This window comes from Actinoplanes sp. CA-030573 (assembly GCF_050951115.1).
GTDB lineage: Bacteria > Actinomycetota > Actinomycetes > Mycobacteriales > Micromonosporaceae > Actinoplanes.
Genome location: NZ_CP192038.1, coordinates 8,838,804 through 8,863,623, shown reverse-complemented (window position 1 = coordinate 8,863,623; position 24,820 = coordinate 8,838,804). Strand labels below are relative to the sequence as shown.

Annotated in this window: 27 protein-coding genes; 21 read left to right on the top strand and 6 right to left on the bottom strand. The window is 70.8% G+C overall.

Annotated elements, in window-relative coordinates:
* Nucleotides 1-123 precede the first annotated feature (123 nt).
* The gene (locus ACQP2F_RS40880; protein WP_433297382.1) at nt 124-1,302 is read left to right on the top strand and encodes a nitric oxide synthase oxygenase; all 1,179 of its coding nucleotides are present in this window, start codon (nt 124-126) and stop codon (nt 1,300-1,302) included.
* Nucleotides 1,299-1,694 (top strand): VOC family protein, encoded by a 396-nt coding sequence (locus ACQP2F_RS40875; protein ID WP_433297380.1) that lies wholly within the window; start codon nt 1,299-1,301, stop codon nt 1,692-1,694. Before ACQP2F_RS40880 ends, ACQP2F_RS40875 begins: the two co-directional genes overlap by 4 nt.
* A gap of 14 nt (nt 1,695-1,708) precedes the next feature.
* Here the strand turns inward: ACQP2F_RS40875 and ACQP2F_RS40870 are convergent, their stop codons facing one another.
* Nucleotides 1,709-2,326 carry an RNA ligase family protein gene (locus ACQP2F_RS40870; protein ID WP_433297377.1) on the bottom strand — a complete coding sequence of 206 codons (618 nt, stop codon included), beginning with the start codon at nt 2,324-2,326 and terminating at the stop codon, nt 1,709-1,711.
* 2 nt (nt 2,327-2,328) lie between these two features.
* Nucleotides 2,329-3,222, bottom strand: coding sequence for an AAA family ATPase (locus ACQP2F_RS40865; protein ID WP_433297374.1), 894 nt, complete (start codon nt 3,220-3,222; stop codon nt 2,329-2,331).
* A gap of 317 nt (nt 3,223-3,539) precedes the next feature.
* Here ACQP2F_RS40865 and rpmE point away from each other — a divergent pair, with 317 nt between their 5' ends.
* A complete protein-coding gene (rpmE, locus tag ACQP2F_RS40860; RefSeq protein ID WP_433297372.1) occupies nt 3,540-3,764 on the top strand; it encodes a 50S ribosomal protein L31 in 225 nt (74 codons plus the stop codon).
* A gap of 68 nt (nt 3,765-3,832) precedes the next feature.
* On the top strand, nt 3,833-4,924 hold the full coding sequence (prfA, locus tag ACQP2F_RS40855; protein WP_433297370.1) for a peptide chain release factor 1: 1,092 nt from the start codon (nt 3,833-3,835) through the stop codon (nt 4,922-4,924).
* Here the strand turns inward: prfA and ACQP2F_RS40850 are convergent.
* The 3 genes from ACQP2F_RS40850 to ACQP2F_RS40840 are packed head-to-tail and all read right to left on the bottom strand — an operon-like array spanning nt 4,908 to nt 9,036.
* Nucleotides 4,908-6,221: a PQQ-binding-like beta-propeller repeat protein gene (locus ACQP2F_RS40850; RefSeq protein ID WP_433297368.1), complete on the bottom strand. Its 1,314-nt coding sequence runs from the start codon at nt 6,219-6,221 to the stop codon at nt 4,908-4,910. The two genes, prfA and ACQP2F_RS40850, sit on opposite strands and share 17 nt — an antisense overlap.
* Complete coding sequence (locus tag ACQP2F_RS40845) at nt 6,218-7,534, bottom strand: PQQ-binding-like beta-propeller repeat protein (protein ID WP_433297366.1); 1,317 nt, start codon at nt 7,532-7,534, stop codon at nt 6,218-6,220. The genes ACQP2F_RS40850 and ACQP2F_RS40845 overlap by 4 nt, the downstream gene beginning before the upstream one ends.
* Nucleotides 7,531-9,036: a diguanylate cyclase domain-containing protein gene (locus ACQP2F_RS40840; RefSeq protein ID WP_433297364.1), complete on the bottom strand. Its 1,506-nt coding sequence runs from the start codon at nt 9,034-9,036 to the stop codon at nt 7,531-7,533. The genes ACQP2F_RS40845 and ACQP2F_RS40840 overlap by 4 nt, the downstream gene beginning before the upstream one ends.
* A 124-nt stretch (nt 9,037-9,160) precedes the next feature.
* On the opposite strand from ACQP2F_RS40840, the gene prmC reads away from it, so the two are divergent.
* From prmC to ACQP2F_RS40820, 4 genes are read left to right on the top strand one after another with little or no spacing between them, the layout of a single operon-like run.
* Entirely contained in the window at nt 9,161-9,994 is an 834-nt protein-coding gene (prmC, locus tag ACQP2F_RS40835; protein WP_433297361.1) for a peptide chain release factor N(5)-glutamine methyltransferase, read from the top strand.
* Between the two features lie 37 nt (nt 9,995-10,031).
* Entirely contained in the window at nt 10,032-10,676 is a 645-nt protein-coding gene (locus tag ACQP2F_RS40830) for an L-threonylcarbamoyladenylate synthase (RefSeq protein WP_433307819.1), read from the top strand.
* Complete coding sequence (locus ACQP2F_RS40825) at nt 10,677-11,273, top strand: phosphotyrosine protein phosphatase (RefSeq protein WP_433297359.1); 597 nt, start codon at nt 10,677-10,679, stop codon at nt 11,271-11,273. It abuts the gene before it with no gap.
* A 46-nt stretch (nt 11,274-11,319) separates the two neighbouring features.
* Complete coding sequence (locus ACQP2F_RS40820; protein ID WP_433297357.1) at nt 11,320-12,270, top strand: L-threonylcarbamoyladenylate synthase; 951 nt, start codon at nt 11,320-11,322, stop codon at nt 12,268-12,270.
* Here the strand turns inward: ACQP2F_RS40820 and ACQP2F_RS40815 are convergent.
* Nucleotides 12,185-13,711, bottom strand: coding sequence for an SDR family oxidoreductase (locus tag ACQP2F_RS40815; protein WP_433297354.1), 1,527 nt, complete (start codon nt 13,709-13,711; stop codon nt 12,185-12,187). The genes ACQP2F_RS40820 and ACQP2F_RS40815 overlap by 86 nt on opposite strands.
* A 79-nt stretch (nt 13,712-13,790) precedes the next feature.
* Between ACQP2F_RS40815 and glyA the strand changes: the two genes are divergently transcribed.
* The 13 genes from glyA to ACQP2F_RS40750 all read left to right on the top strand — a co-directional run bounded on the left by glyA (nt 13,791) and on the right by ACQP2F_RS40750 (nt 24,798).
* Nucleotides 13,791-15,080 carry a serine hydroxymethyltransferase gene (glyA, locus tag ACQP2F_RS40810; RefSeq protein WP_433297351.1) on the top strand — a complete coding sequence of 430 codons (1,290 nt, stop codon included), beginning with the start codon at nt 13,791-13,793 and terminating at the stop codon, nt 15,078-15,080.
* A gap of 23 nt (nt 15,081-15,103) precedes the next feature.
* The gene (locus tag ACQP2F_RS40805) at nt 15,104-15,577 is read left to right on the top strand and encodes a hypothetical protein (protein ID WP_433297349.1); all 474 of its coding nucleotides are present in this window, start codon (nt 15,104-15,106) and stop codon (nt 15,575-15,577) included.
* 209 nt (nt 15,578-15,786) lie between these two features.
* Entirely contained in the window at nt 15,787-16,020 is a 234-nt protein-coding gene (locus ACQP2F_RS40800) for an AtpZ/AtpI family protein (protein WP_433297347.1), read from the top strand.
* 14 nt (nt 16,021-16,034) lie between these two features.
* A complete protein-coding gene (gene atpB, locus ACQP2F_RS40795) occupies nt 16,035-16,829 on the top strand; it encodes a F0F1 ATP synthase subunit A (RefSeq protein WP_433297345.1) in 795 nt (264 codons plus the stop codon).
* A gap of 86 nt (nt 16,830-16,915) precedes the next feature.
* A complete protein-coding gene (locus tag ACQP2F_RS40790) occupies nt 16,916-17,140 on the top strand; it encodes a F0F1 ATP synthase subunit C (protein WP_433297343.1) in 225 nt (74 codons plus the stop codon).
* A 27-nt stretch (nt 17,141-17,167) separates the two neighbouring features.
* Nucleotides 17,168-17,734 carry a F0F1 ATP synthase subunit B gene (locus ACQP2F_RS40785; RefSeq protein WP_433297341.1) on the top strand — a complete coding sequence of 189 codons (567 nt, stop codon included), beginning with the start codon at nt 17,168-17,170 and terminating at the stop codon, nt 17,732-17,734.
* Complete coding sequence (locus ACQP2F_RS40780) at nt 17,734-18,555, top strand: F0F1 ATP synthase subunit delta (RefSeq protein ID WP_433297339.1); 822 nt, start codon at nt 17,734-17,736, stop codon at nt 18,553-18,555. Before ACQP2F_RS40785 ends, ACQP2F_RS40780 begins: the two co-directional genes overlap by 1 nt.
* 92 nt (nt 18,556-18,647) lie before the next feature.
* Nucleotides 18,648-20,300 (top strand): F0F1 ATP synthase subunit alpha, encoded by a 1,653-nt coding sequence (gene atpA / locus ACQP2F_RS40775; protein ID WP_433297337.1) that lies wholly within the window; start codon nt 18,648-18,650, stop codon nt 20,298-20,300.
* Nucleotides 20,301-20,302: 2 nt separating this feature from the next.
* Nucleotides 20,303-21,232 carry a F0F1 ATP synthase subunit gamma gene (locus ACQP2F_RS40770; RefSeq protein WP_433297335.1) on the top strand — a complete coding sequence of 310 codons (930 nt, stop codon included), beginning with the start codon at nt 20,303-20,305 and terminating at the stop codon, nt 21,230-21,232.
* A complete protein-coding gene (atpD, locus tag ACQP2F_RS40765; RefSeq protein ID WP_433297332.1) occupies nt 21,232-22,674 on the top strand; it encodes a F0F1 ATP synthase subunit beta in 1,443 nt (480 codons plus the stop codon). The genes ACQP2F_RS40770 and atpD overlap by 1 nt, the downstream gene beginning before the upstream one ends.
* Nucleotides 22,675-22,853: 179 nt before the next feature.
* Nucleotides 22,854-23,945: an LCP family protein gene (locus ACQP2F_RS40760; RefSeq protein ID WP_433307817.1), complete on the top strand. Its 1,092-nt coding sequence runs from the start codon at nt 22,854-22,856 to the stop codon at nt 23,943-23,945.
* Between the two features lie 92 nt (nt 23,946-24,037).
* A complete protein-coding gene (locus ACQP2F_RS40755) occupies nt 24,038-24,319 on the top strand; it encodes a F0F1 ATP synthase subunit epsilon (protein WP_433297330.1) in 282 nt (93 codons plus the stop codon).
* A gap of 8 nt (nt 24,320-24,327) precedes the next feature.
* Nucleotides 24,328-24,798 carry a DUF2550 domain-containing protein gene (locus ACQP2F_RS40750; RefSeq protein WP_433297328.1) on the top strand — a complete coding sequence of 157 codons (471 nt, stop codon included), beginning with the start codon at nt 24,328-24,330 and terminating at the stop codon, nt 24,796-24,798.
* Nucleotides 24,799-24,820: the final 22 nt, after the last annotated feature.

Sequence of the window (24,820 nt, the reverse complement as noted above, 5' to 3'; positions counted from 1 at the left end):
CGGACGCAGCCCCGTTAATCGACGGGGCTGCGTCCTTTTCTGTCGCACACCGTGTGCGATCGACCACGTACGGTGTCGTGCGAACCTCCATACACAGATCGGCTGAACGTAGGAGGCGCCTCGATGATCGTGCCTGGGTATCGGGACCATTCGGCCGAGCAGTGGGACCCGGTGGCGCCGGTCGACGCGAGCGAGGCCGAGGACTTCCTGCGTCGCTGCTACCTCGAGAACCCGCGGTTGGGCCCGGTCGAGCCCCGGCTCGCGATCGTCCGGGCGCAGATCGCGGCCACCGGAACGTACGTGCACACGCCCGACGAACTGGCCCACGGCGCTCGGATGGCCTGGCGCAACGCGTCCCGCTGCATCGGCCGCCTCTACTGGAAGAGCCTGCTGGTGCTCGACCGCCGCCGCGCGCGTACCGCCGACGAGATCTTCTCGCTGCTCGTCCAGCACCTGCGGACGGCCGGGGACGGTCAGCTCCGCCCGGTGATCAGCGTCTTTCCCGCGGCCCAGCCCGGTCAGCCCTTTGCGCGCGTGTGGAACGAGCAGCTCATCCGCTACGCCGGCTACCGCGGTAAGGACGGCCGCACGGTAGGCGACCCGCGCCAGCTGGGCTTCACCGACGCGATGTGCGGCTACGGCTGGCGGGGCAAGGGCGACGACTTCGACGTGCTTCCGCTGGCCATCGAGACCCCTACCGAGGGCTTGCGCCTTTACGAGCTCCCGGAACGGGTCATCCGCGAGGTGCCGATCGCCCATCCCGACTACCCGTGGTTCGCCGAGCTGGGCCTGCGGTGGCACGCGGTGCCCGCCATCTCGAACATGCGCCTGACGATCGGCGGCGTGCACTATCCGCTGGCCCCGTTCAACGGCTGGTACATGGGCACCGAGATCGGCGCCCGCAACCTCGCCGACACCGACCGCTACGACATGCTGCCCACGGTCGCCGCGTGTCTGGGCCTGGACACCTCGCGCGAGTCGACCCTGTGGCGCGACCGGGCGCTGGTGGAGCTCAACCGCGCGGTCCTGTGGAGCTTCGAACGGGCCGGCGTCAAGATGAGCGACCACCACACCGAGGCCCGGCGTTTCCTGGCTCATCTGCGCAGCGAGGAGAAGGCGGGACGTCCGGTGCCGGCCGATTGGACGTGGATCGTCCCGCCGATGTCGGGCTCGCTGACGCCGGTCTTCCACCGCTACTACGACGAGATGGATCTGCGGCCGGCCTTCTACCTGGACGAGGAGGCGGCGTCCCTGGCCCGGGACGGTACGCGGTGCCCGCGCTCTGAGATCATGCGGGGATGACCTCGTTCATCTCGCACACGACCGTCGACTGCGCCGACGCGTACACGCTCTCGAAGTGGTGGGAGGGCGTCCTCGACTACACCGAGGACCCCGAGGATCCCAATCTTCCCGGGCACGAGGAGTGCGTCATCATGTCCCGGGACCGGTCCCACAAGATCCTGTTCATCGAGGTGCCGGACGCGAAGCAGGCGAAGAACCGGATGCACTTCGACCTGCGCCCGGCCGCGGGGACGCGCGACGAGGAGCTGGCCCGGCTCATCGACCACGGCGCCAAGCCGATCGACGACCTGCGCAAGCCCGACGGCGGCGGCTGGATGGTGCTCGCCGACCCCGAGGGCAACGAGTTCTGCATCCTGCGCAGCCTCGACGAGCTGGCCGCGGCCACGGCCTGACGGGCGGGCCGGCGTCAGGCGAACTCGTTGACCGCGAAGTCGTCGCGATGGCGCCAGCTCGCCTCGGTGCGGACGTGCCCCGCGCGTACCCACTTGAGGAGCTTGTGGGAGAACTCGGCCGCGGGGATCCGGCCGGCCGCACGCACCACGTAGCCCTCGGATTTGTCCTGGTCGCGCTGGGCCGCCCAGGCCGCGCGCGCCTCGGAGAGGCTGCCGCCCCGATAGAGCACCGGCACCACCGGCAGCTCCAAGCGCCGCGCCCAGTCGACCGTGTCGTCCCAGCCGAGCAAGGTGTCCGTCTCGTCCCAGATGCCGAAGACGATGAAGACGCCGGGCAGGTCGGAATACGCGATGCTGCGCCGCGCCCACATCGACTCGCCGCACACCCGCCAGTCGTCCGGGATCCGGTACGCCGTCATCGCCCACAGCGCCTTGGCCGGCCGGTCCCACGGCTGCGTGCCGGAGTCGACCGACCGGCCGTACATCGCATCCCGGGTGAAGGTCAGGTTTCCGCCGTCCAGCTTCTCGGTCACCACCAGCTCGCCGTCCAACCAGGACAGATCGTGCTGAACCTTGTCGTCGGCCGTCGCGCCGGGCGAGTCGGGCAGGTGGAAGGTGCGCGGGTACTTCAAGGTCAGAAGTCTCCCTCCGCGACCTGGAACACGGTGAGGCCGAGCGCCCGCCACATGCGTACCACCTGTTGGCGGTCGTCGAAAACCCCGATGATCCGCCACCGGTCGCGGATCTCCCGATCGAAGATCTCGCGCTTGACCACGGAGTCCTTGCGGCCGTCGCCCTCGGGCCGCATGAACAGCGCCTCGTACGGGACGCCGACGTACAGATCGAGCCAGGCCTCCGTCTCGGGGCGGCACACCGCGTCCCGTCCCGAGCAGAAGATGATCGCGTTGCCGGCCGCGTGCATGGCCCGCACCGCCGTGATCACCGCGGCGTTCGGCAGGTCGGAGCCGACCCGGCCCCAGTCGTACGGGCTACGGTCGCCCATCAGGGCCACGGTCCCGTCGATGTCCACCAGCACGGCGGCCGGCAGTCCCGGATCGGGCGCATAGGTGTCGTGCGGGACATCCGAGACGTACGGGATCGGCAATGGGAGGTTGCGGCCGGCCAGATAGCGCGCGTGCATCTTCCGGATCGCCGTCTCGCCGACCCGGTCGTCCTCGGGACGCGAGACGTCGCGCCGGATGCACTCCTCGAGCGGCACGTCGGTGAAGTCGTGCACCTCGAACGTCGCGCCCATCCTGGCCGCCAGCTCGGCCCACTCCCGCACGGTCCGGGCCCGCAGGTTGGTGTCGTCGACGATCACATCGGCGTGCGCGCGCAGCAGCGCCTCGACGGCGGCCCGCTGCGCGTGCGTCACCTGCGACTCCGACCACTGCGCGTAGAGCCGGCCGCCGTGCAGCATGCGCCGCAGGTCGTCGCGGTTGACCCGGACCACCCGCGGTTGCAGCTTCCGGGCGAAGGTCGTCTTGCCGGACGCCGGCAGACCCCGGGTGATCAGCAGTCTTGTCATTCCTCGGTCACCTGCGACTCGGTGTGATGGAAGACTGCCCGTTTTCGACCGCGCTGGTCAGTTCGACCGGATCGAGGACGTCGGCGAGCAGAGGGATGGGACCTTTTCTTACCAGGAGGGAATGCCGTGAGGGCTGCTCACGTTATCGACAGCGGATCAGGAAAGTCGCCTCGATTTCTCGTGCGGCTGCGTCACATGGCAGACTGGTCCATCGGCCAGCAAAAGGTTCCGGTTCACGCCCGAGCCCACCGCCCTGGCGGGGCGGCGCGGTGCTGACAGCGACCCGGCGACCACTTCGAAGAGAGAGACCGAGAAACATGAAGAGCGGCATCCACCCGGAGTACAACTCCACCGAGGTCATCTGCTCCTGTGGCAGCACCTTCACCACCCGGAGCACCGCCAAGGGCGGCGAGATCCGCGTCGAGACCTGCAGCGCCTGCCACCCGTTCTACACCGGTAAGCAGCGCGTTCTGGACACCGCGGGCCGGGTTGCGAAGTTCCAGGCCAAGTACGCGAAGGTGAACGCGGCCAAGAAGAAGTAACTGCTTCGACGGCGCCCGCCATCCTGCATGTCAGGGGGCGGGCGCCGTTCGCGTGGGGAGAGAACACTGTGAGTAACGACCGGTTGACCACGCTTCTCGAGGAGTACGCGGAACTGGAGAAGCGGATGGAGGACCCCTCCATCCACGCCGACCAGGCCCTCGTGCGCCGGGTCGGCCGTCGTTTCGCGGAGCTTGCCCCGATCTACGCGGCTCACGCCGAGCTCGAGGCCGCCCGCGCCGACCTGGCCGCGGCCAAGGAGCTGGCGGCCGAGGACCCGGCCTTCGGGGCCGAGGTCGAGGCCGTCGCGGCCGCCCTGCCGCCGCTCGAGGAGAAGCTCGGCGAGATGCTGATCCCGCGCGACCCGAGCGACGCCAAGGACGTGATCATCGAGATCAAGGCGGGCGAGGGCGGCCAGGAGTCGGCCCTGTTCGCCGGCGACCTGCTGCGGATGTACACCCGGTACGCCGAGCGCCACGGCTGGGTCGTCGAGGTGATCGACTCGCAGGAGTCGGACCTGGGCGGCGTCAAGGACATCTCGGTGGCGGTCAAGACCAAGGGCGTGCCCGAGGGCGGCCACGGCGTCTGGTCCCGGATGAAGTGGGAGGGCGGCGTGCACCGGGTGCAGCGCGTGCCGGTGACCGAGTCCCAGGGCCGGATCCACACCTCGGCGGCGGGCGTGCTGGTGCTGCCCGAGGCCGAGGAGGTCGACGTCCAGATCGACCCCAACGACCTGCGGATCGACGTCTTCCGCTCGTCCGGCCCCGGCGGCCAGTCGGTCAACACGACCGACTCCGCGGTGCGCATCACGCACCTGCCCACCGGCACCGTGGTGAGCTGCCAGAACGAGAAGAGCCAGCTGCAGAACAAGGAGTCGGCGCTGCGCATCCTGCGGTCCCGGCTGCTGGCCATCGCCCAGGAGGAGGCGGACGCGGCGGCGGCCGACTCCCGCAAGGCCCAGGTGCGCACGGTCGACCGGTCGGAGCGCATCCGGACGTACAACTTCCCGCAGAACCGGATCACCGACCACCGGATCGGCTACACCGCCTACAACCTCGACCTCGTGCTCGGCGGCGAGCTCGACGCGGTGCTGGACGCCCTGGCCGAGGCCGACCGGCAGGCCCGGCTCGCCGGCGACACCGAGATCAGCCGACGGCCATGACGTGCAGCCCGTCGCCGCGCGGGCAGACCAGGTAGCGCGCGTTCGCGGCGCAGGTCTGCTGCTCGCCGGCCGGGGTGAACGAGCCGAGCACGTCGGTGCTGCCGTCGCGCAGGTGGAGCCGGACGACCACGACCGAGCCGACCGGCTTGACCGACGGCCGCAGCAGCAGGACCGAGTCGGTGACCTCGGTGGTGTACGCGATGTCGCCCTTGACCGGCGGCCCGAGGGCGCGGCCGGTCCGGGCGTCGACCAGCTGGACGGTCGGCTCGTCCACGTTCGTGCTGATCGCCAGCCGGTCGCCGGCGACCTCGCGCACGTCGCGCCCGGGGAAGACGTTCCACCGCTCGTGGCCGGTGACCGGGTCGCGCCCGCTGACTCCCCGGACCTCCACCGAGCAGAGGAGCGGGCCGCAGCTCGAGACGTAGGCGGCGGTCCAGAGGGCCCGGAGTGTCCGCGGGTCGTAGACGGTGGTGGTGCCGTCGGTGTCGGTGACGTCCCGGATGACGGCGAGGAACCTGCCGACCGGCCACAGCAGGGCCGCGTTGGTGCGGACCGGCCACGGCAGCCGGCCGTCGCTCAGGACGCGGCCGTCGGCGTACCGGAGCACCGTGGTCCGCCCGTCGGGAGTGACCAGGACGACCATCTCGGGGTCGCCGTCGTCGGGCAGGACGGTCCAGTCGGTCAGCGCGGCCGTCGGATGGTTCCAGATCTCCTCGCCGGTGCGCAGCCGGCGCAGGCTCAGCCGGATTGTGCGTCCCTCGTTGTCGGACTCGGTCACCAGCGCCGTGCCGGTGGCGGCGGACGCGCGGGCCTCGCCGTCCGCCCGCCACAGCTCCCGCCCCGAGGCGGCATCGAGCGCGACCGTGGTCCCGATGCGCTCGAACGAGTAGATGTTGCCGTCCTTGTCCTTGCGGTTGATGCGCAGCGGGTCGGCCTGGGCCAGCACGGTGTCGCCGGCCAGGGCCGGCCCGTATCCGCCGGACTCGGCCCCGGTGCCGACGATCCACCGCGGCGCGCCGGTGGCCAGGTCGTAGGCGGCGACGCTGTCCCGGCCGCCCTCGAGCCGGTCGACGTAGAGCGTGTCCGGTCCGAGTGCGAAGTTGTCGCCCTCGGTGAAGTCGGTGACCGTCCACAACCGGCGGACGCCGAGCGGGGCGGCGTGGGCCGAGCCGGCCAGCACGACCAGCCCGGCGACGGTGAGCGCGGCGAGCAGGGCGCGCAGGACCCGGCGGCGGTCGACCGGGAACGGCGGAGCCTCCTGCTCGTGCGTGACGTCGCCGAGGTCGATGAGGGTCACCGGCCCACCGCCGTGACCGTGTACGAGGAAGTCACGTAGCACCCCAGGTAGTGCCCGACGGCCTGGCAGCGGTTGACCGCGATGCGCTCGGTCGAGCCGAGCAGCTCGCGGCGCCCGGTGGCCAGGTCCCAGCGGGTGATCGAGGTGCGGTCCGGCGGTGCGGTGGTGCCCTTGAGCACGAGCAGGGCCGTGCCGGGCTCGATGCGCCAGACCGTCTCGCCGGTGACGTCCGCGCCGACCCGCTGCCCGGTCGCCGTGTCGACCAGGTACTGCCGGCCGCCGTCCGGATCGGAGACCACGACCCGCTCGGCGGACGGCGCCCAGCCGCTGCCGATGCCGGGCAGGCGCCAGACGAGCCGGCCGCTGTCCGCCTCGTACGCGGTCAGCCCCCCGGCGTTGTTGACGCAGATGCTCGCGCCGCACGGAAAGGCGTAGCCGTCGGTGCCGTCCGCGTGCCACCTCTCGGTCATCGAGTCGAGACGGTAGACGCTGAGCTCGGCGTGGCCCTGGACGTTGCGGTTCACCACCAGATGGTCCCCGCCGGCCGTAAGGTCGTTCCATTGCCCGCGCTCGGGGTCGGGCCGGGCCCACGGGATGCGCGCCGCGGCGATCCGGCCGCCGTCGGCGAAGCGAAGGATCTCGATCAGCCCGTCGGAGGTGGCGGTGATGACCCGCTCCGGCCCGGCTCCGTCGAGCGCGAAGGCGACGCTGATGGCGCCGGGCGTCGGCCGCTGCCAGACCGTGCTCCGGTCGCGGAGCCGGATCAGCCGCAGGCCGGAGTAGCCGCCGTCGTCGCCGTGGTCGGCCATCAGGACCGCGCCCCGGGCGACCAGGAGCGAGTCGCCGGGCTCGGTCCAGAGCGCGCGTCCGGTGCGGGTGTCCAGCGCGACGGTCTGCTGGGCGTACTGGGCGTAGAACTCGCCGTGCGTTGCCACCTCGGTGTCGGCCGGCAGCAGGAGCAGGCCGTCCGGCTCGGCCGGCTGCGGGTAGCCGAGCACCCCGTCCAGCGTCGTCTCCCACCGGACCTTCCCCGAGGCCAGCTCGTAGGCGGTGAGCCGGGTGCGGCCGCCGGCCGACCGGCTCAGGTAGACGCTGTCGGCGCCGAGCGTCGCGTTGTCCTGGTCGGCGAACGGCACGCTCCACAGGCGCCGAACCCCGCCCGGCGGCTCGGGCCGGGCCGACGCGGTGACGCCGAGCAGGCAGAGCAGGCCGACCACGGCGATGGTGAGCCGGCGGAGGGTGCGGAGGTCGAACTCGCGGACGGGTTCCTCGCCGGGCGCCGAGGAGATCTCACCGAGCTCGATCGTGCTCATCTCGTGGGCATGCGGTTGGCCGCCGCGGCCGCGAGCGCGGCGCTGAGCGTACGCCCGTTGGTGCCGACCTCGGACCAGCCCGCGGCCAGGCCGATCGGGGTGCCCGGCACCAGCACCTGCCAGTTCTCGGCGCTGGTGGCGGCGGCGATCCGGCGGGACACCTCGGCCGCCTGCGCCTGGCCCGCGCCCGGCAGCACCACCACGAACTCGTCGCCCGCGAACCGGGCCACGAAGTCGCCCCGGCGCATCACCCGGTTGAGCACGCCGGCGATCCGCTGCAGCACGAGGTCGCCGCAGTGCCGGCCGTGCCGCACGTTGACCGCGGTGAAGCCGATCAGGTCGCAGACCCCGATCGCCGCCCGCTCGCCCCGCTCCAGCATGGAGCCGACGTAGCGCTCGAGCTGGCGGCGGTTGGGCAGCCCGGTCAGCGGGTCGGTGAGCGTCTCGTCGCCGTACCGGCCGGCGTCGCGCTGGGTCTCCTGGGCGTCGAGCCGGGCCGCGACCCCGTCGAGGTAGCCGTCGCGGAGCCGGTCGATGCGCTGGGCGGCGAGGCGGAACGCGTACCGGTCGGCCTGGTGGGCGGCGGCGTGGTCGCCGGCCGCGGCGTGGCAGATGCTGCGCAGCCGGGCCGGCTCGGCGGCGCCGAGGATCTCGGGCGAGACCGGCACCGCGTCCAGCATGGCCAGCGCCTGCCCGGGGCGGCCGGCGGCGATCGACAGGCAGACCAGCCCGAGATGGTGCAGGTCGCGGGTGCGGACGCTGTCGCCGCCGCTGGTGAGCAGCTCGGCCGCGTTCGCCTCGGTCTCCTCGCCCAGCGCCGCGCGGCGGGCCAGGGCGTAGCCGTAGGCGGCGCGGCTGCCCGGCCGCATCTGGTCGGCGCCGATCGCCAGGTAGCGGGACAGCTCGGCGTCGATGTCGCGCAGCACCCGCAGGCAACCGTCGGTGTCGCCCTGATGGTCGAGGGAGACGGCGTTGCGCAGCCGGATGCCGGGAGCGGCGAAGATCTCGGGGGCGAGCCCGACCGCGGCGCCGACCTGCCGGGCCTGCTCGATGGCGGTCAACGCGTGACCGTGGAAACCGAGGTACGAGTAGGCCATCGCGAGGTCGTGCCAGCCCCACGCGGTCTCGAAGTCGTTCTCCCGCACCGCGGCCAGCGCCCGGGACGCCTGCACGAGGTGGGTCACGCCGCGGTCGATGTTGCTCTGCAGGTGCGAGCCGAGGGCCGCGAAGGCGTGCATCTGGCCGCGCAGGTAGGCGTCCGGTATCTCGCGGACGGCGTTGGCGGCGAGTGTCATGGCGGTGGCGAGCTCGGCGATCCGTCCCAGATTGATCAGTGCGCCGAAGCGCTGGACCAACGCGTACGCCCGGGTGGTGGGGTCGGTGGCGGTGGCGAGCACGTCGTCGAGAATCGGGAGCGCCTCGGCGGATCGTCCGTTCTGCTGCAGCCGCCCGGCCCGCTTCAGCTCCTCGATGTTTTCAGGGAGCTGGTCCAACCAACTCACCGGGCGCCTCCCACCGCATGTCCCCGTGTCGATGCGCCGACCCGGCCGGCCGGCGTCGCACGTGACGTTTGATGATTATGCCGTGGACCCGGACGACGAACACCCCTCCCGACACTTGGTACGGATGCCTCTCGGCCCGGCGCTGGCCGAGGCGGTCACCGTCCTCGCCGCCGCGGGGGTGGCGTCGCCGCGGGTGGACGCCGAGCTGCTGGCCGCCCACGTGCTGGAGATCCCGCGTGGCCGGCTGTTGCTGGTGGACTCGATCCGCGCCGACGAGCTCCGTCGTCTTCGGACGTTGGTGGCCGAGCGGGCGCGCCGGACCCCGTTGCAGCACCTGCTCGGCACGGCCGCGTTCCGGCATCTGGAGCTGTCGGTCGGCGACGGCGTCTTCGTGCCCCGGCCGGAGACCGAGCTGCTGGCCGGGTGGGGCGTGGAGCGTGCCCGTTCGGGCGGCGTCGTGGTCGATCTGTGCAGCGGTTCCGGCGCGATCGCCCTGTCGGTGGCGGACGAGGTCAAAACCTTGCGGGTGTACGCCGTGGAGCGTTCCCCCGTGGCGCTCTCCTTCCTCCGCCGCAACGCCGCCGGATTTCCGGCCGTCGAGGTGGTCGAGGGCGACGTCACCGACCCCGATCTGCTGCCCGAGCTGTCCGGGCGGGTGGACGTGGTGCTGTGCAACCCGCCCTACGTCCCGGACGGCACCGCCGTTCCGCCCGAGGTGTCCGATCATGATCCGGCCGAGGCGGTCTTCGGCGGTGCCGACGGCCTCGAGGTGATCCGCCCGGTGATCGCACTGGCGGCCCGGTTGCTCAAGCCCGGGGGACATGTCGGAATTGAGCACGATGACGGGCACGGCGACGCGGTGCCCGCCCTGCTGCGCGCCGACGGCCGGTTCGACGAGGTGACCGCGCACCGGGATCTCGCCGGGCGCCCGCGCTTCGCGACCGCCCGGCGCACCTGATCGGTGGCGGCCGCCACATGGCAGACTGCACGGTGTGATGCTCTACGACTGCCGTACGACCGCGGACCGGGATCGCGGCATCGCCGCCGCCGTCGAGGCGATCAAGAGCGGTGAGCTCGCCGTTCTGCCGACCGACACGGTCTACGGCATCGGCGCGGACGCCTTCACCCCGCACGCGATCACCGCGCTGCACCACGCCCGCAGCGTCACCAACCAGGTGCCTCCGCCGGTGCTGGTCGGCTCGCGGCACACGCTCGACGGCCTGGTCTACTCGCTGCCGCGGGCCGCCCGCGAGCTGGCCGACGCGTTCTGGCCGGGCGCGCTCACCCTCTACGTCGAGCACTCGCCGAGCCTGCAGTGGGACCTCGGCGACACCGGCGGCCGCGTCGCCGTGCGCATGCCGCTGCACCCGGTCGCGCTCGAGGTGCTGCGCGAGGTCGGCCCGATGGCGGTCACCACGGCCAACAAGGTCGGCCAGCCCGCGCCCACGACCGCCGAGGAGGCCCGCGACCAGCTGGAGTACGCGGTCCGCGTCTACCTCGAGGCGGGCGTGGCGCATGACCCGGCACCTAGCACCATCGTCGATGTGTCTGGGGATGTGCCGCGGGTGCTGCGGGCCGGCGCGATCCCGTTCGAGAAGTTGCGTGACGTGGTTCCCGAGCTGCTGAGCCCGGAGGCCTGAATGTCCGAGCCGTTCACCGTTCTGCACGTCTGTATGGGCAACATCTGCCGGTCGCCCATGGCCGAACGGCTGCTGGCGCGGGCGGTGCAGGACCGGGTCGGCGAGGCCGCCGGGCAGCTGGTGCGCAGCGTCAGCGCCGGCACCGGGGGCTGGCACGAGGGCGAGGAGATGAACCCGCCCGCCGCCCGCCAGGTGCGGGCCCGCGGCGGCTCGGTGACCGGCTTCGAGGCCCGCAAGCTGCGCGGCGACTTCATCGACGAGGCCGATCTGATCTTCACCGCCACGGCCGACCAGTACGACTACGTGGTGGCCCTGCGCCCCGACGCGGCCGACCGCACGTTCGTGATGGGTGAGTTTGGCCGGCTGCTCGCGAGCGTCGACCCGGAGTCGCTGCCGCCGGGTGACGGCAAGCCCCAGTCGGTGCACGACCGGGGCGTCGCGATCGTCGAGGCGGTCCATCGGCTGCGCGGCCCGGAGGGTCCGCTGCCCGGCGACGACCTCGACGACCCATGGGGGCGCGGCGACCAGACGTTCCAGCGCATCGGCGACGAGATCGAGGACACCACGGTCCCGTTCGCCAATCTCCTGCTGTCATGACCGAGAGCTGTCATGACCGGACGGCTGTCATGACCGGAAGGCTGTCGTGACCGGTCGCATCGTCGCGCCCGACGACGGCGGCATCGCCGAGGCGGTCGAGCTGCTGCGGGCCGAGTCGGTCGTCGCGTTCCCCACCGAGACGGTCTACGGCCTGGGCGCGGACGCGTTCTCGGCCAGGGCGATCGGCGAGGTCTACCGGCTGAAGAACCGCCCCTCGTGGAACCCGCTGATCGTGCACGTGGCCGACGTCGAGGCGGCCCGCAAGCTCGCCGCCGAGTGGCCGGCCGCCGCCGACCGGCTCGCGGCCGCGTTCTGGCCCGGCCCGCTCACGCTGGTGGTCCGGCGGGCCGAGCACCTGACCGGGGTGGGCGCCGGGAACGCGACGATCGCCCTGCGGATCCCGGCCCACGAGGTGGCGCTGCGGCTGCTGGCGGCGTCCGGCCTGCCGCTGGCGGCGCCGAGCGCGAACCGGTCCGAGGGCATCTCGCCGACCACTGCCGGGCACGTGCTGCGCAGCCTGCCCGACGTCCCGCTGGTGCTGGACGGCGGCCCGAGCTCGTGGGGCATCGAGTCGACCGTGCTCGACCTGACCACCGCCGTGCCGACGCTGCTGCGGCCGGGCGCGCTGGCCCTGCGCACACTGCGCGACGTGACCGGCTCGATCGCCCTGCGCGACGCCGAGGCGGCCGACGGCACCGCACGCCCGTCGCCCGGGATGAGCCGCCGCCATTACGCCCCCCGCGCGACCCTGCGGTGGGTCGGCGACGCGAACCGTGCCGATAAAACCGACAAAACCGGCGTTCTGACCTACGAGGGTAAAGAGGTCGAGGGCGCCGAGATCTTGTCGGCCGATCCCCGCGAGTACGCGGCCGACCTCTACGCCGCCCTGCACCGCCTGGACGACGCCGGCGTCACGGAGATCCTGGTTCAGGAACCTCCGGACGGCGAGGACTGGCTGGCGATCCGGGACCGGCTGAGCCGGGCCGCCGCGAAGTAGCCGCCTGCCGGGCGATGTTGCGGGCCATCCCGTTGAAGACGATCCCGTGGAACGGCAGCACCGACGCCCAGTACGCGTGCCCGGCCAGCCCTCGCGGCAGGAAGACGGCCCGCTGCCGGTAGACGCTGCGCCCCTCGCCGTTCCCGGTCGCGCACATCTCCAGCCAGGCCCGCCCCGGCACCCGCATCTCGGCCCGCAGCCGCAGCAGCGACCCCGGCACGATCTCCTCGACCCGCCACCAGTCGAGCGCCTCGCCGACTCGCAGCCGGTGCCGGTCGCGCCGCCCCCGGCGCAGCCCGACGCCGCCGGCCAGCTTGTCCAGCCAGCCCCGCACCGACCAGGCCAGTGGGAACGAGTACCACCCGTTCTCGCCGCCGACGCCCTCGATGACCTTCCACAGGGCCTCGACCGGCGCGTCCACCTCCTTGCACCGCTCGTCGACGTAGACGCTGCCGCCCGACCACTTCGGGTCGCTCGGCAGCGGCTCGGCCGAGGCCTGCCGGCCGGCCGCGTTCGACCAGCGGGTCTCCACGTCGGCGTCCTTGATCTTGCGAAGGGCGCGGCCGACCGACTCGTCGAAGCCGAGCGGGTGGACGTCCGGCACCAGCTCGCGGATGTCGTTCTCGCGGGCCACCGCCTCGTGCACGAGGCTGGCGACCAGCGGCCGGGCGATCGAGTTCGGCACCGGCGTGACCAGGCCGACCCAGTGCGCCGAGAGCCAGGGGCTGAGCGGCTTCAGCGGCACGATGATGCGGCGCCGCAGGCCGGCGACCCGGGCGTAGCGGCGCATCATCTCCAGGTACGTGAGGACGTCCGCCCCGCCGATGTCGAAGCCGCGGTTGACCTCCGGCGGCATCGTGGCCGCCGCGATCAGGTACCGAAGCACGTCCCGGACGGCGATCGGCTGGATCCGGTTGCGGACCCAGCGCGGCGTCACCATGACCGGCAGCCGCTCGGTCAGGTAGCGGAGCATCTCGAACGAGGCCGAGCCGGAGCCGATGATCACCGGCGCGCGCAGCACGACCGTGGGCACCCCGCTGTCGAGCAGGATGCGGGCCACCTCCTCGCGCGACCGGAGGTGGGCGGAGGCGCGCTCGCCGGCCGGCGGCTCGGGTCCGCCCAGGTAGATGATCCGGCGCACGCCCGCATCCCGGCAGGCCTCGGCGAAGTTGCCGGCGGCACGCCGGTCGATCTCCTCGAAGTCGCGCCGGCCCAGCGAGTGCACCAGGAAGTAGGCGACCTCGATGCCCTCCAGGGCCGCCCGCAGCGACCCCGGGTCGGTCAGATCGCCCTCGGCGATCTCGACCTGGCCGGCCCACGGCGCGTCGCGGAGCCGGGCCGCGCTGCGCGACAGGCACCGCACCTCGTGGCCCGCGTCGAGCAGCCGGGGCGCCAGACGGCCACCGATGTAGCCGGTCGCGCCGGTCACCAAACATCGCATAACCCCAGAGTGTGCCCGTTGAGCGGCCTCTCAAGCCATATGCTTCAGTTCGGCGGCGTTGCCTACCGGGGGAGGGCACGTGGACACCTTCTGGGGGCCGGACTTCGCGGGGCTCGAGCGCGAAGATCCGGAGATCGCCCGTGTGCTCCTCGACGAGCTCGACCGGCAGCGGACCGGGCTGCAGCTGATCGCGAGCGAGAACTTCACGTCTCCCGCCGTGCTGGCCGCGCTCGGCTCGACGCTCAACGACAAGTACGCCGAGGGCTACCCGGGCCGGCGCTACTACGGGGGCTGCGCCGAGGTCGACCGGGCCGAGGTGCTGGCGGTCGAGCGGGCGAAGGAGCTGTTCGGGGCCGAGCACGCGAACGTGCAGCCGCACTCGGGGGCGTCGGCGAACCTGGCGGCGTACGCGGCGCTGGCCGAGCCGGGCGACACCGTGCTGGCCATGGAGCTGCCGCACGGTGGGCACCTCACCCACGGCAGCCGGGTCAACTTCTCCGGGAAGTGGTTCCACCCGATCGGCTACCGCGTCTCCCCGCACACCGAGGAGATCGACTATGACGAGGTACGCGACCTGGCCCTCGCCCACCGGCCCAAGCTGATCATCTGCGGCGCCACGGCGTACCCGCGCACGATCGACTTCGCGCTGTTCCGGGAGATCGCCGACGAGGTCGGTGCCTATCTGATGGTCGACGCCGCGCACTTCATCGGCTTGGTCGCGGGCCGGGCGGTGCCGTCGCCGGTGCCGCACGCCGACGTCGTCACCTGCACCACGCACAAGGTGCTGCGCGGGCCGCGCGGCGGCATGATCCTGTGCCGGGCCGATCTGGCCCAGCGTGTCGACAAGGCGGTCTTCCCGTTCAGCCAGGGCGGCCCGATGATGCACGTCATCGCGGCCAAGGCGGTGGCGCTGCGGGAGGCGTCGGGTGCGGCCTTCCAGGCGTACGCGCGGCAGGTCGTCGACAATGCGCGGGCGCTGGCCCTGGGTCTGGCCCAGGAGGGGATGCGCCCGGTCTCCGGTGGCACCGACACCCATCTGGTGCTGGCCGACCTGCGCGAGCTCGGCGTCACCGGGGCCGAGGCGGAGGCCCGCTGCGACCGTGCCCGCATCACACTGAACAAGAACGCGATACCGTTCGACCCGCAGCGGCCGGCGGTGGCGTCCGGCATCCGGGTGGGCTCGCCGGGCGTGACCACGCAGGGGATGCGCGAGGGCGAGATGCGGCGGATAGCCGGTCTGATCGGCGCCGCGGTCCGCAGCGACCCCTCGACGGCGGACGGCGCCCGGCGCCTGGCCGGCGCGGCGGACGAGGTGCACGACCTGGTCAGGAGATTCCCGGCCTATGCGCGGCAGGAGGTGATGGCGTGAGCCAGAGCGCCGACGAGTCCTCGGTGACGCTTCCCGGCGTACCCAGGCAGGGTTTTGATCCTGATGATCCGGACGACCGCCCGTTGCCCGCCGGCCTCGCGCCGCTCCCGGCCGATCCGCGGTGGCGGGTGGCGCATCTGCCGTTCCTGAGCGCGGTCTCGTTCGCCCTGCTGCTCTGCGCCGCCTCGGCCGGGTTCCTGACCGGTGGGTCCGCCTCCGCGCTCGGCGCCGCGCTCGGCGTCCTGATCGTCACCATCAGCTACACGATGTCGACGCTGGTGATCGCGTGGGCCGACACCGTGCGCCCGGCCCTGCTGATGCCGCTGGCGCTGGGTACATATGTGTTGAAGTACAGCGTTTTGGGATTGGTGCTTGCCTACGGTGTACAGACGACGTGGACGGGGAAGTCTGCGTTGGGCTGGAGCATCGTCGCCGCCGTGATCGTCTGGACCGCGGTCCAAGCGTGGTGGTTCACTGCGGTGCGTCGCCCGAAGTGATCTATCGCACCGCGTTTTGCCTCGTCAGCGTCCCTTTCGTGATTGGTTGACCACGAAACGGTGACGTGGACGGTCGTGGCTTGTCCGGTTATGGCGAAGGGGGAGTACCGTGTCCTTCCAGTTGCGAGACCCCTGACGCCTGGACAACTGCGGTTGTGCGGGGGGTCCCGCTTAGCCTCGCCTTTCCTGCTGATATCGTTCGGGCCGTCATGACCGGTCAGGAACCTCCCAAGAATCCCCATGGGGACGACGGTCAACAGCCGCCCGACACGGGCATGGGCATGACGGCCGTCTCCTACCTCCTTGCGGGCATGTTGGTGTGGGGCGGGATCGGTTGGCTGGTCGACCACTGGGTCGGGACCAGGGGCATCTTCGCCGGTATCGGCGCGGTCGTTGGCATGGCCGGCGGTGTCTACCTCATCGTGCGCCGTCTGGGCGCCTGACAGGAAGGGCTACGGTGACCGGTCAGTCGATCGTCCTCGCAGCGGATATTCCGTTCCCGCCGAAGGTCGAGGACTTCTACCTGCCCAGCATCCTGCCGTGGGGCGAGCACGACAACTACTGGTTTACGAAGATCACCGCGCTCGTCTGGCTGAGCGCTGCTTTGATCATCATTTTCTTCCTGATGTCGTACCGGAAGCCGCAGCTGGTCCCGACGAAGAGGCAGTGGCTCGCGGAGAGCGTCTACGGCTTCGTGCGGAACAACATCGCCGTCGAGATGATCGGCCCGGCCGGTGTGCGGTTCGCGCCCTACCTGACGACGTTGTTCACCTTCATCCTGCTGAACAACTTCTGGGGCATCGTGCCCCTCGTCCAGATCTCGCCGAACTCGCACATCGCCTTCCCGGCGTTCCTGGCGATCATCAGCTACGTGCTGTTCATCGCGGTCGGCATCCGGCACCACGGCTTCTTCAAGTACTTCAAGACGGCGCTCATCCCGCCCGCGCCGTGGTTCATCCTGCCGCTGCTGATCCCGATCGAGTTCTTCTCGAACTTCCTGGTCCGGCCGTTCTCGCTCGCCGTCCGGCTCTTCGCCAACATGTTCGCCGGCCACATGCTGCTGCTGGTGTTCACGCTCGGCGGCTTCGCGATGCTGAACGCGAACATCTGGTACCTGCCGTTCTCGCTGCTCTCCTGGGCGCTGACGATCGCGTTGACGTTCCTCGAGTTCCTGGTGATCTGCCTGCAGGCCTACGTCTTCACGGTGCTGACCGCGAGCTACGTCCAGGGCGCGCTCGCCGACGAGCACTGAGCTTCACCCCACGCATCGCCCAGTAACACCCCGTTGTCGTCCCGCGTGAAACCGATTCACGCGAGATACCTGGAGGAACTGAAAACATGGACATCGCTGCTTTCACCGGTAGCACCGCCGCCATCGGTTACGGCCTCGCCGCCATCGGCCCCGGCATCGGCGTCGGCCTGGTCTTCTCGGCCTACATCCAGTCGACCGCCCGTCAGCCCGAGTCCTCGCGTCTGACCCTGCCGTACGTCTGGATCGGCTTCGCCGTCATCGAGGCGCTCGCGCTCCTCGGCATCGCCTTCGGCTTCATCTGGCAGGGCTAGAGTCCTCCGCCTCGAAGGAGGTAAGTAATGATCAACTCTCTCGTGGTTCTGGCCGCGGAGGGCACGACCGAGACCGAGCACAACCCGATCCTTCCGATCTGGCAGGAGGTCGTTCTCGGCGCCATCGCCTTCGGCCTGTTGTGCTGGGTGCTGATGAAGTTCGTCTTCCCGCAGATGGAGAAGACCTTCGCGGCCCGGGTGGACGCGATCGAGGGCGGCATCAAGCGCGCCGAGGCCGCTCAGGCCGAGGCCAACCAGCTGCTCGAGCAGTACCGCGCGCAGCTGTCGGAGGCCCGGACCGAGGCCGCTCGCATCCGCGACGAGGCCCGCGCCGACGCCGAGGGCATCCGGCAGGACGTCCTGGCCAAGGCCCGGGAGGAGTCCGACCGGATCATCGCGGCCGGTCGCGAACAGCTCGCCGCGCAGCGCGAGTCGATCGTCCGTGACCTGCGCGCCGAGGTCGGCACGCTCGCGGTCGACCTGGCCGGCCGGATCGTCGGAGAGTCCCTCGCCGACGAGGCGCGCAGCCGCGGCACGGTCGAGCGGTTCATCGCCGAGCTCGACTCCGCCGGCACGACGGGCGGGCGTCGCTGATGGCGTCGAGCGTCAGTCAGCAGGCCTACAACTCGGCGGTCGAGAAGCTCGCCGCCGAGACCGGCACGGCCACGGCCGCGCAGCTGGCCATGGTCGCCGACGAGATCCTGTCGGTGGCGAGCCTGCTGCGCGCCCAGCCCGGACTGCGCCGGGCGCTCACCGACCCGTCGCGGGCCGGGGACGAGCGGGCCCAGCTGCTGCGCTCGCTGCTGGCCGGCAAGCTGGCCCAGACGACCGTCGACACGCTGACCGCCCTGGTGGCCGGCCGGTTCTCGAAGCCGACCGAGCTGCTGGACGTCACCGAGCGTCTCGGCGCCGAGGTCGTCCTGCGGTCCGCGGAGAAGGCGGGCACGCTCGCCGACGTCGAGGACGAGCTGTTCCGCTTCGGGCAGATCGTCGCCGGCAACCCCGAGCTCGCGGTCACGCTGAGTGACCCGGGCGCGCCCACCTCGCGCCGGGTTAAGCTGGTGGAGGACTTGCTCAAGGGCAAGGCCCAGCCGGCGACGGTCCGGCTCGTCGAGGTGGCCCTCGAGGGTTTCCTGGGCCGGAGCTTCGACTCCTCGCTGACCAGGCTGGTCGAGTTGACCGCCGCGAAGCGCGACCGCGAGGTCGCCTACGTGACGGTGGCCAGGCCGCTCAGCGACGCCGACGAGCAGGCGCTGGCTGCCAAGCTGTCCGACCTCTACGACCGGCCGGTCTCGCTCAAGATCGACGTCGACCCCTCGATCATCGGTGGAGTCAGCGTCCGAGTCGGATCCGACCTCTACGACGGCACGATCCTGCGGCGGCTCAACGCGGCACGCCAGGCGTTCGCGAAATAGATGTATTTCCCTCGGTCAACGTCATTCGACACGGTGATCGAGCAGGCCCCTCGGTGGCGGCGACGTCCCGAGCTAGACAGAGAAGGCAGAGGATGGCCGAGCTGACCATCTCCTCGGACGAGATCCGGGGGGCGCTAGAGCGCTACGTCTCGTCCTACACGCCCGAGGTCTCCCGCGAGGAGGTCGGCATCGTCTCCGATGCGGGCGACGGCATCGCGCACGTCGAGGGCCTGCCCTCGACGATGGCGAACGAGCTGCTCGAGTTCGAGGACGGCACGCTGGGTGTCGCCCTGAACCTCGACGTCCGTGAGATCGGCGCCGTGGTCCTGGGCGACTTCGCCGGCATCGAGGAGGGTGGCCAGGTCAAGCGGACCGGCCGCGTTCTCTCGGTCCCGGTCGGCGACGCCTTCCTCGGTCGCGTGGTCGACCCGCTGGGCCGGCCGATCGACGACCGTGGCGAGATCGCCAACGAGGGCTTCCGCGAGCTCGAGCTCCAGGCCCCCAACGTCATGGCCCGGCAGCCGGTGAAGCAGCCGCTGCAGACCGGCATCAAGGCGATCGACGCCATGACGCCGATCGGCCGCGGCCAGCGCCAGCTGATCATCGGCGACCGCAAGACCGGCAAGACCACGGTCGCGATCGACACGATCATCAACCAGAAGGCGAACTGGGCGTCCGGCGACCCGGAGAAGCAGGTCCGCTGCATCTACGTGGCGATCGGCCAGAAGGCGACGACCATCGCCTCGATCAAGGGCACCCTCGAGGAGCAGGGCGCGATGGAGTACACCACCATCGTCGCCGCCCCCGCCTCGGACCCGGCCGGCTTCAAGTACATCGCGCCCTACACCGGCTCGGCCATCGGCCAGCACTGGATGTACGCGGGCAAGCACGTCCTGATCATCTTCGATGACCTGACCAAGCAGGCCGAGGCGTACCGCGCGGTCTCCCTGCTGCTGCGCCGCCCGCCGGGTCGCGAGGCCTACCCGGGCGACGTCTTCTACCTGCACTCCCGGCTGCTCGAGCGCTGCGCCAAGCTCTCCGACGAGCTGGGCGGCGGCTCGATGACCGGCCTGCCGATCATCGAGACCAAGGCCAACGACATCTCGGCCTACATCCCGACCAACGTCATCTCGATCACCGACGGCCAGATCTTCCTGGAGTCCGACCTGTTCGCCTCCGGTGTCCGCCCGGCGATCAACGTCGGCACCTCGGTGTCCCGGGTGGGTGGCTCGGCCCAGGTCAAGGCCATGCGCTCGGTCTCCGGCCGGCTCCGCCTCGACCTCGCCCAGTTCCGTGAGCTGGAGGCGTTCTCGGCCTTCGCCTCCGACCTGGACCGGGCGTCGCGGGCCCAGCTCGACAAGGGCGTGCGCCTGGTCGAGCTGCTCAAGCAGCCGCAGTACTCGCCGTACTCGGTGGTCGACGAGGTCATCGTGATCTGGGCCGGCACCACCGGGCAGCTCGACGACATCGAGGTCGGCGACGTACGCCGCTTCGAGGGCGAGATGCTGCAGTGGCTGCGCCGGCACCGGGCCGACACGCTCACCGCGATCGAGTCGACCGGCCAGCTCAGCGACGACAACGTCGAGAGCCTCAAGTCCGGCCTGGACGAGTTCAAGGAGCTCTTCAAGCAGGGCGAGACCGGCATCAAGCTCAACGAGCCCGACGCCGAGGCGCTGGCCGAGGGCCGCGAGACCCGGGAGACGGTGACCCGCGAGGTTCCCCGTCCCGCGCAGAACGAGCAGTAGTCATGGCCGGTCAGGTACAGGCCCTCCGGCGGCGCATCCGCACCGTCCGGTCGACCAAGAAGATCGCCAAGGCGCAGGAGCTGGTCGCCACCAGCCGCATCGCCAAGGCCCAGGAGCGGGTGGCCGCCTCCAAGCCGTACGCGGAGGCGATCACCCAGGTCCTGACCGCTCTGGCGTCGAACGCGACGATCGACAACCCGCTGCTGGTCCCGCGTGAGCGGGTCCGGCGCGCGGGCGTCCTGCTGATCACCAGTGACCGCGGCCTCGCCGGCGCGTACAACGCCAACGCCATCCGCACCGCCGAGCAGCTGATCCAGAAGCTGAAGGCGGACGGCAAGGACGCGGTGCTGTACGTGGTCGGGCGCAAGGGCGTCGGCTACTACCGGTTCCGCAACCGGCCGATCGAGGCCAGCTGGACCGGGTTCTCCGAGCGTCCGTCGTTCACGGACGCGAAGAGGATCGGCGACGCGTTGCTGGAGGCGTTCATCGCGGGCGCGGACGACACGGACGCGCACTACGGGCCGGACGGCATCCAGGGCGTCGACGAGCTCCACATCGTCAGCACGCAGTTCAAGTCGCTCATGACCCAGAGCGCGGAGGCGCACTTCCTCGCGCCGATGCAGGTCGAGGACCGCGAGGTCGAGCCGGGTCTGCGGCCGGCGTACGAGTTCGAGCCGGACGCCGACGAGCTGCTCGACGCGCTGCTGCCGAAGTACCTCAACACGCGGATCTACGCGGCGTTGCTGGACTCGGCCGCGAGCGAGTCGGCCTCCCGGCGGCGGGCGATGAAGAGCGCGTCGGACAACGCGGACGACCTGCTCAAGCGGTACACGCGCGAGATGAACTCCGCGCGGCAGGCTGCGATCACCCAGGAAATCAGTGAGATCGTCGGCGGCGCCAACGCGCTGGCCGCGGCGGGAAGTGATGTGTGATGACTGCTGTTGCTGAGCCCACCAAGGCGGAGACCGGCGTCGGCCGCGTCGTCCGGGTCATCGGCCCGGTCGTCGACGCCGAGTTCCCGCGTGACGCCATGCCCGACATCTACAACGCGCTGCATGTCGAGGTGACCCTCTCCGAGGGCACCAAGAAGCTGACCCTGGAGGTCGCCCAGCACCTGGGCGACAACCTGGTCCGCGCGATCTCGATGCAGCCGACCGACGGCCTGATCCGGGGCGCCGAGGTCACCGACACCGGCGCGCCGATCTCGGTGCCCGTCGGCGACGTGACCAAGGGCCACGTGTTCAACGCCCTCGGCGACGTGCTCAACGCCGACCCGTCGTCCCTGGACATCCAGGAGCGCTGGGCCATCCACCGCAAGCCCCCGGCGTTCGCCGACCTCGAGCCGAAGACCGAGATGCTGGAGACCGGCATCAAGGTTCTCGACCTGCTCGCGCCGTACGTGCGCGGTGGCAAGATCGGCCTGTTCGGCGGCGCGGGCGTGGGCAAGACGGTGCTCATCCAGGAGATGATCATCCGGGTTGCCCGCAACTTCGGTGGTACGTCGGTGTTCGCCGGCGTCGGTGAGCGCACCCGCGAGGGCAACGACCTCATCCTGGAGATGGAGGAGGGTGGCGTTCTCGACAAGACCGCCCTCGTCTTCGGCCAGATGGACGAGCCGCCGGGCACCCGGCTGCGGGTGGCGCTGACCGCGCTCACCATGGCGGAGTACTTCCGGGACGTCCAGAACCAGGAGGTGCTGCTCTTCATCGACAACATCTTCCGGTTCACCCAGGCCGGCTCCGAGGTGTCCACCCTGCTCGGCCGCATGCCGTCGGCCGTGGGTTACCAGCCCACGCTGGCCGACGAGATGGGCGAGCTGCAGGAGCGGATCACCTCGGTCCGGGGCAAGGCGATCACCTCGCTCCAGGCGATCTACGTGCCCGCCGACGACTACACCGACCCGGCGCCGGCCACCACGTTCGCCCACCTGGACGCGACCACGAACCTCGAGCGGTCGATCTCCGACAAGGGCATCTACCCCGCCGTGGACCCGCTGGCCTCCAGCTCGCGGATCCTCGCGCCGGAGTTCGTCGGCGCCGAGCACTACGCGGTCGCCCGCGAGGTGCAGCGCATCCTGCAGAAGTACAAGGACCTGCAGGACATCATCGCGATCCTCGGCATGGACGAGCTCTCCGAGGAGGACAAGGTCACGGTGCAGCGGGCCCGCCGCATCGAGCGCTTCCTCTCGCAGAACACGTACGCGGCCGAGCAGTTCACCGGCGTTCCCGGCTCGACGGTCCCGCTGAAGGAGACCATCGAGGCGTTCAAGAAGATCGCCGAGGGCGAGTACGACCACTTCCCCGAGCAGGCGTTCTTCATGTGCGGCGGCCTGGAGGACCTCGAGCGCAACGCGCACGAGCTCATGAAGGGCTGACGCTCTCCACGCGGTGACCGGGCCGCGCTCGCCATCAGGCGGGCGCGGCCCGGGGCGTTTCCGGGCCGTTTCCCCGCCGTTAGTCCTTTGCACGCCCGGGTACCTTGGATCGGGCGTCGGACGGCTTCGCGAACCGGTGAGGAGTGATGGTGGCCAGGAACGGCAAGCGTCGTGCACCCATGTGGGCGCGGCTCTGTGCGATCTTCGGCTGCGTCCTGATGCTGCTCAGCGGCGCCGTGTTGCTCGGCGGCCAGGTGGTGCTGGCCCGCTATGCGAACTCGGTGGACAACCAGAACCTCTTCGGCGCGACCGCGGACGGCTCCGAGCAGAAGGTGTCGGACATCAAGGGCCCGCTCAACATCCTGCTGGTCGGCATCGACCCGCGGAACGCCGCGCAGCCCCCGCTCTCCGACTCGATCATCGTGGTCCACGTGCCCAGGGACATGGACCAGGCCTTCCTCTTCTCGGTGCCGCGCGACCTGGTGGTCGACATCCCGCCGTTCGCCAAGACCGGCTTCCGCGGCGGCCGCTCCAAGATCAACGCTGCGATGGGCTACGGCAGTGCGGTCGGCAACGGCAAGCACGACCCGGCCCAGGGCTTCGAGCTGCTGGCCAAGACGGTTCAGCAGCTCACCGGCATCCGTCAGTTCGACGCCGGCGCGATCCTCAACTTCGGCGGCTTCAAGCAGATCGTGGACGCCATGGGCGGCGTGACCATGCGGATCGACCAGAACGTCAAGTCCGAGCACCTCCAGCCGGACGGCAAGCCCCGCCCGCGCTACGCCCGGTGCGCCGACAACACGTGCGAGCACCCCTATTACGGCCCGCAGGCGGAGTACAAGGTCGGCACGTACCACCTGCAGGGGTGGCAGGCGCTGGACTACGTGCGGCAGCGCTACGGCCTGCCGAAGAGTGACTACGACCGCCAGCGGCACCAGCAGCAGTTCATCAAGGCGATGGCCGAGCAGGCGCTCAGCAAGGACGTCATCACCAACCCCGGCAAGCTCGACAAGGTGCTCAAGGCGGCCGGCAGCGCGCTGATCTTCGACGGTCAGGGCCACAGCGTGGTCGACTGGGGCTTCGCCCTCAAGAACATCCGGGCCAACAACATGGTGTCGATCAAGCTGCCCGGCGAGTCGAAGTTCGAGAACGGGAGCTACGTGGGCGAGGGCCTCGACGAGAGCGCGGCCGACTTCTTCGCCGCGGTCGGCGCCGACCAACTCTCCGGATTCCTGTTCCGACACCCGGAGTACGTCAACAAGACCAGCTAGGGATGTGGCGGTCGCCACCCCCGACCGCGGCGCGCAAGGGCGCCGTTTAGACTTCACCCATTCGGTAATGCAGGGCTGAACAGGGAGACAGCGTGGCCAACCAGCTGCACGTCAAGGTTGTCGCCGTCGAGGAGCGCGTCTGGACCGGCGACGCCGAGATGCTCGTCGCGCGCACCACCGAGGGTGAGATCGGTGTGCTGCCCGGTCACGCGCCGTTGCTCGGCCTGCTCAAGGAGCCGTCCCAGGTGCGGGTCAAGCTCGCCGGCGGCGAGCAGCTGACCTACGACGTCAGCGGCGGATTCCTCTCCATCGACGCGGATGGCGTGACCGTCCTCGCCGAGAGCGCCACCCCCGCCACTCCCGAGTCTCACTGACTCCGGCGATGCGGGTTCTCGAGATCCTCGGAATCTGCTTCGTCGCGTTCATCGCGCTCCTGTTCGTGATCTTCTTCCGCCGCCGGCTGCTCATGCTCGGCGGCGGAACCATTCGGCTGCAGGTCCGGGTCAACACGATCGTCCCGGGCCGCGGCTGGTCCACCGGGATCGGCCAGTTCGTCGGCGACGAGCTGCGGTTCCATCGCATGTTCAGCCTCGCGTTCCGCCCTAAACGGGTGCTCGACCGCACGGTGCTGGTGGTCGAGGAAAAGCGGAGACCCGACGGGCCCGAGCGGCTCACGATGCCCGCGCAGTGGTGTGTCCTGCGCTGTTCCCACTGCGGCGCCGGCGAGATCGAGATCGCGATGGCCGAATCCACCGTCACCGGCTTCCTCTCCTGGCTCGAGGCGGCGCCGCCCGGCCAGCCCGGCAGCGTCAGCCCCCGCCCGACGATCCGCCCCCGCACGATCGAGCAGTGAACTTGGCGGGAATCCGCTCGCC

Excerpts from the sequence above, each read along its gene's own strand:
- ACQP2F_RS40880 (WP_433297382.1), top strand. The coding sequence starts at position 124 with ATGATCGTGCCTGGGTATCGGGACCATTCGGCCGAGCAGTGGGACCCG.
- ACQP2F_RS40875 (WP_433297380.1), top strand. The coding sequence starts at position 1,299 with ATGACCTCGTTCATCTCGCACACGACCGTCGACTGCGCCGACGCGTAC.
- ACQP2F_RS40865 (WP_433297374.1), bottom strand. The coding sequence starts at position 3,222 with ATGACAAGACTGCTGATCACCCGGGGTCTGCCGGCGTCCGGCAAGACG.
- rpmE (WP_433297372.1), top strand. The coding sequence starts at position 3,540 with ATGAAGAGCGGCATCCACCCGGAGTACAACTCCACCGAGGTCATCTGC.
- ACQP2F_RS40845 (WP_433297366.1), bottom strand. The coding sequence starts at position 7,534 with ATGAGCACGATCGAGCTCGGTGAGATCTCCTCGGCGCCCGGCGAGGAA.
- prmC (WP_433297361.1), top strand. The coding sequence starts at position 9,161 with ATGCCTCTCGGCCCGGCGCTGGCCGAGGCGGTCACCGTCCTCGCCGCC.
- ACQP2F_RS40830 (WP_433307819.1), top strand. The coding sequence starts at position 10,032 with ATGCTCTACGACTGCCGTACGACCGCGGACCGGGATCGCGGCATCGCC.
- ACQP2F_RS40825 (WP_433297359.1), top strand. The coding sequence starts at position 10,677 with ATGTCCGAGCCGTTCACCGTTCTGCACGTCTGTATGGGCAACATCTGC.
- ACQP2F_RS40815 (WP_433297354.1), bottom strand. The coding sequence starts at position 13,711 with ATGCGATGTTTGGTGACCGGCGCGACCGGCTACATCGGTGGCCGTCTG.
- ACQP2F_RS40800 (WP_433297347.1), top strand. The coding sequence starts at position 15,787 with ATGACCGGTCAGGAACCTCCCAAGAATCCCCATGGGGACGACGGTCAA.
- ACQP2F_RS40790 (WP_433297343.1), top strand. The coding sequence starts at position 16,916 with ATGGACATCGCTGCTTTCACCGGTAGCACCGCCGCCATCGGTTACGGC.
- ACQP2F_RS40785 (WP_433297341.1), top strand. The coding sequence starts at position 17,168 with ATGATCAACTCTCTCGTGGTTCTGGCCGCGGAGGGCACGACCGAGACC.
- ACQP2F_RS40780 (WP_433297339.1), top strand. The coding sequence starts at position 17,734 with ATGGCGTCGAGCGTCAGTCAGCAGGCCTACAACTCGGCGGTCGAGAAG.
- atpA (WP_433297337.1), top strand. The coding sequence starts at position 18,648 with ATGGCCGAGCTGACCATCTCCTCGGACGAGATCCGGGGGGCGCTAGAG.
- ACQP2F_RS40770 (WP_433297335.1), top strand. The coding sequence starts at position 20,303 with ATGGCCGGTCAGGTACAGGCCCTCCGGCGGCGCATCCGCACCGTCCGG.
- atpD (WP_433297332.1), top strand. The coding sequence starts at position 21,232 with ATGACTGCTGTTGCTGAGCCCACCAAGGCGGAGACCGGCGTCGGCCGC.
- ACQP2F_RS40760 (WP_433307817.1), top strand. The coding sequence starts at position 22,854 with ATGTGGGCGCGGCTCTGTGCGATCTTCGGCTGCGTCCTGATGCTGCTC.
- ACQP2F_RS40750 (WP_433297328.1), top strand. The coding sequence starts at position 24,328 with ATGCGGGTTCTCGAGATCCTCGGAATCTGCTTCGTCGCGTTCATCGCG.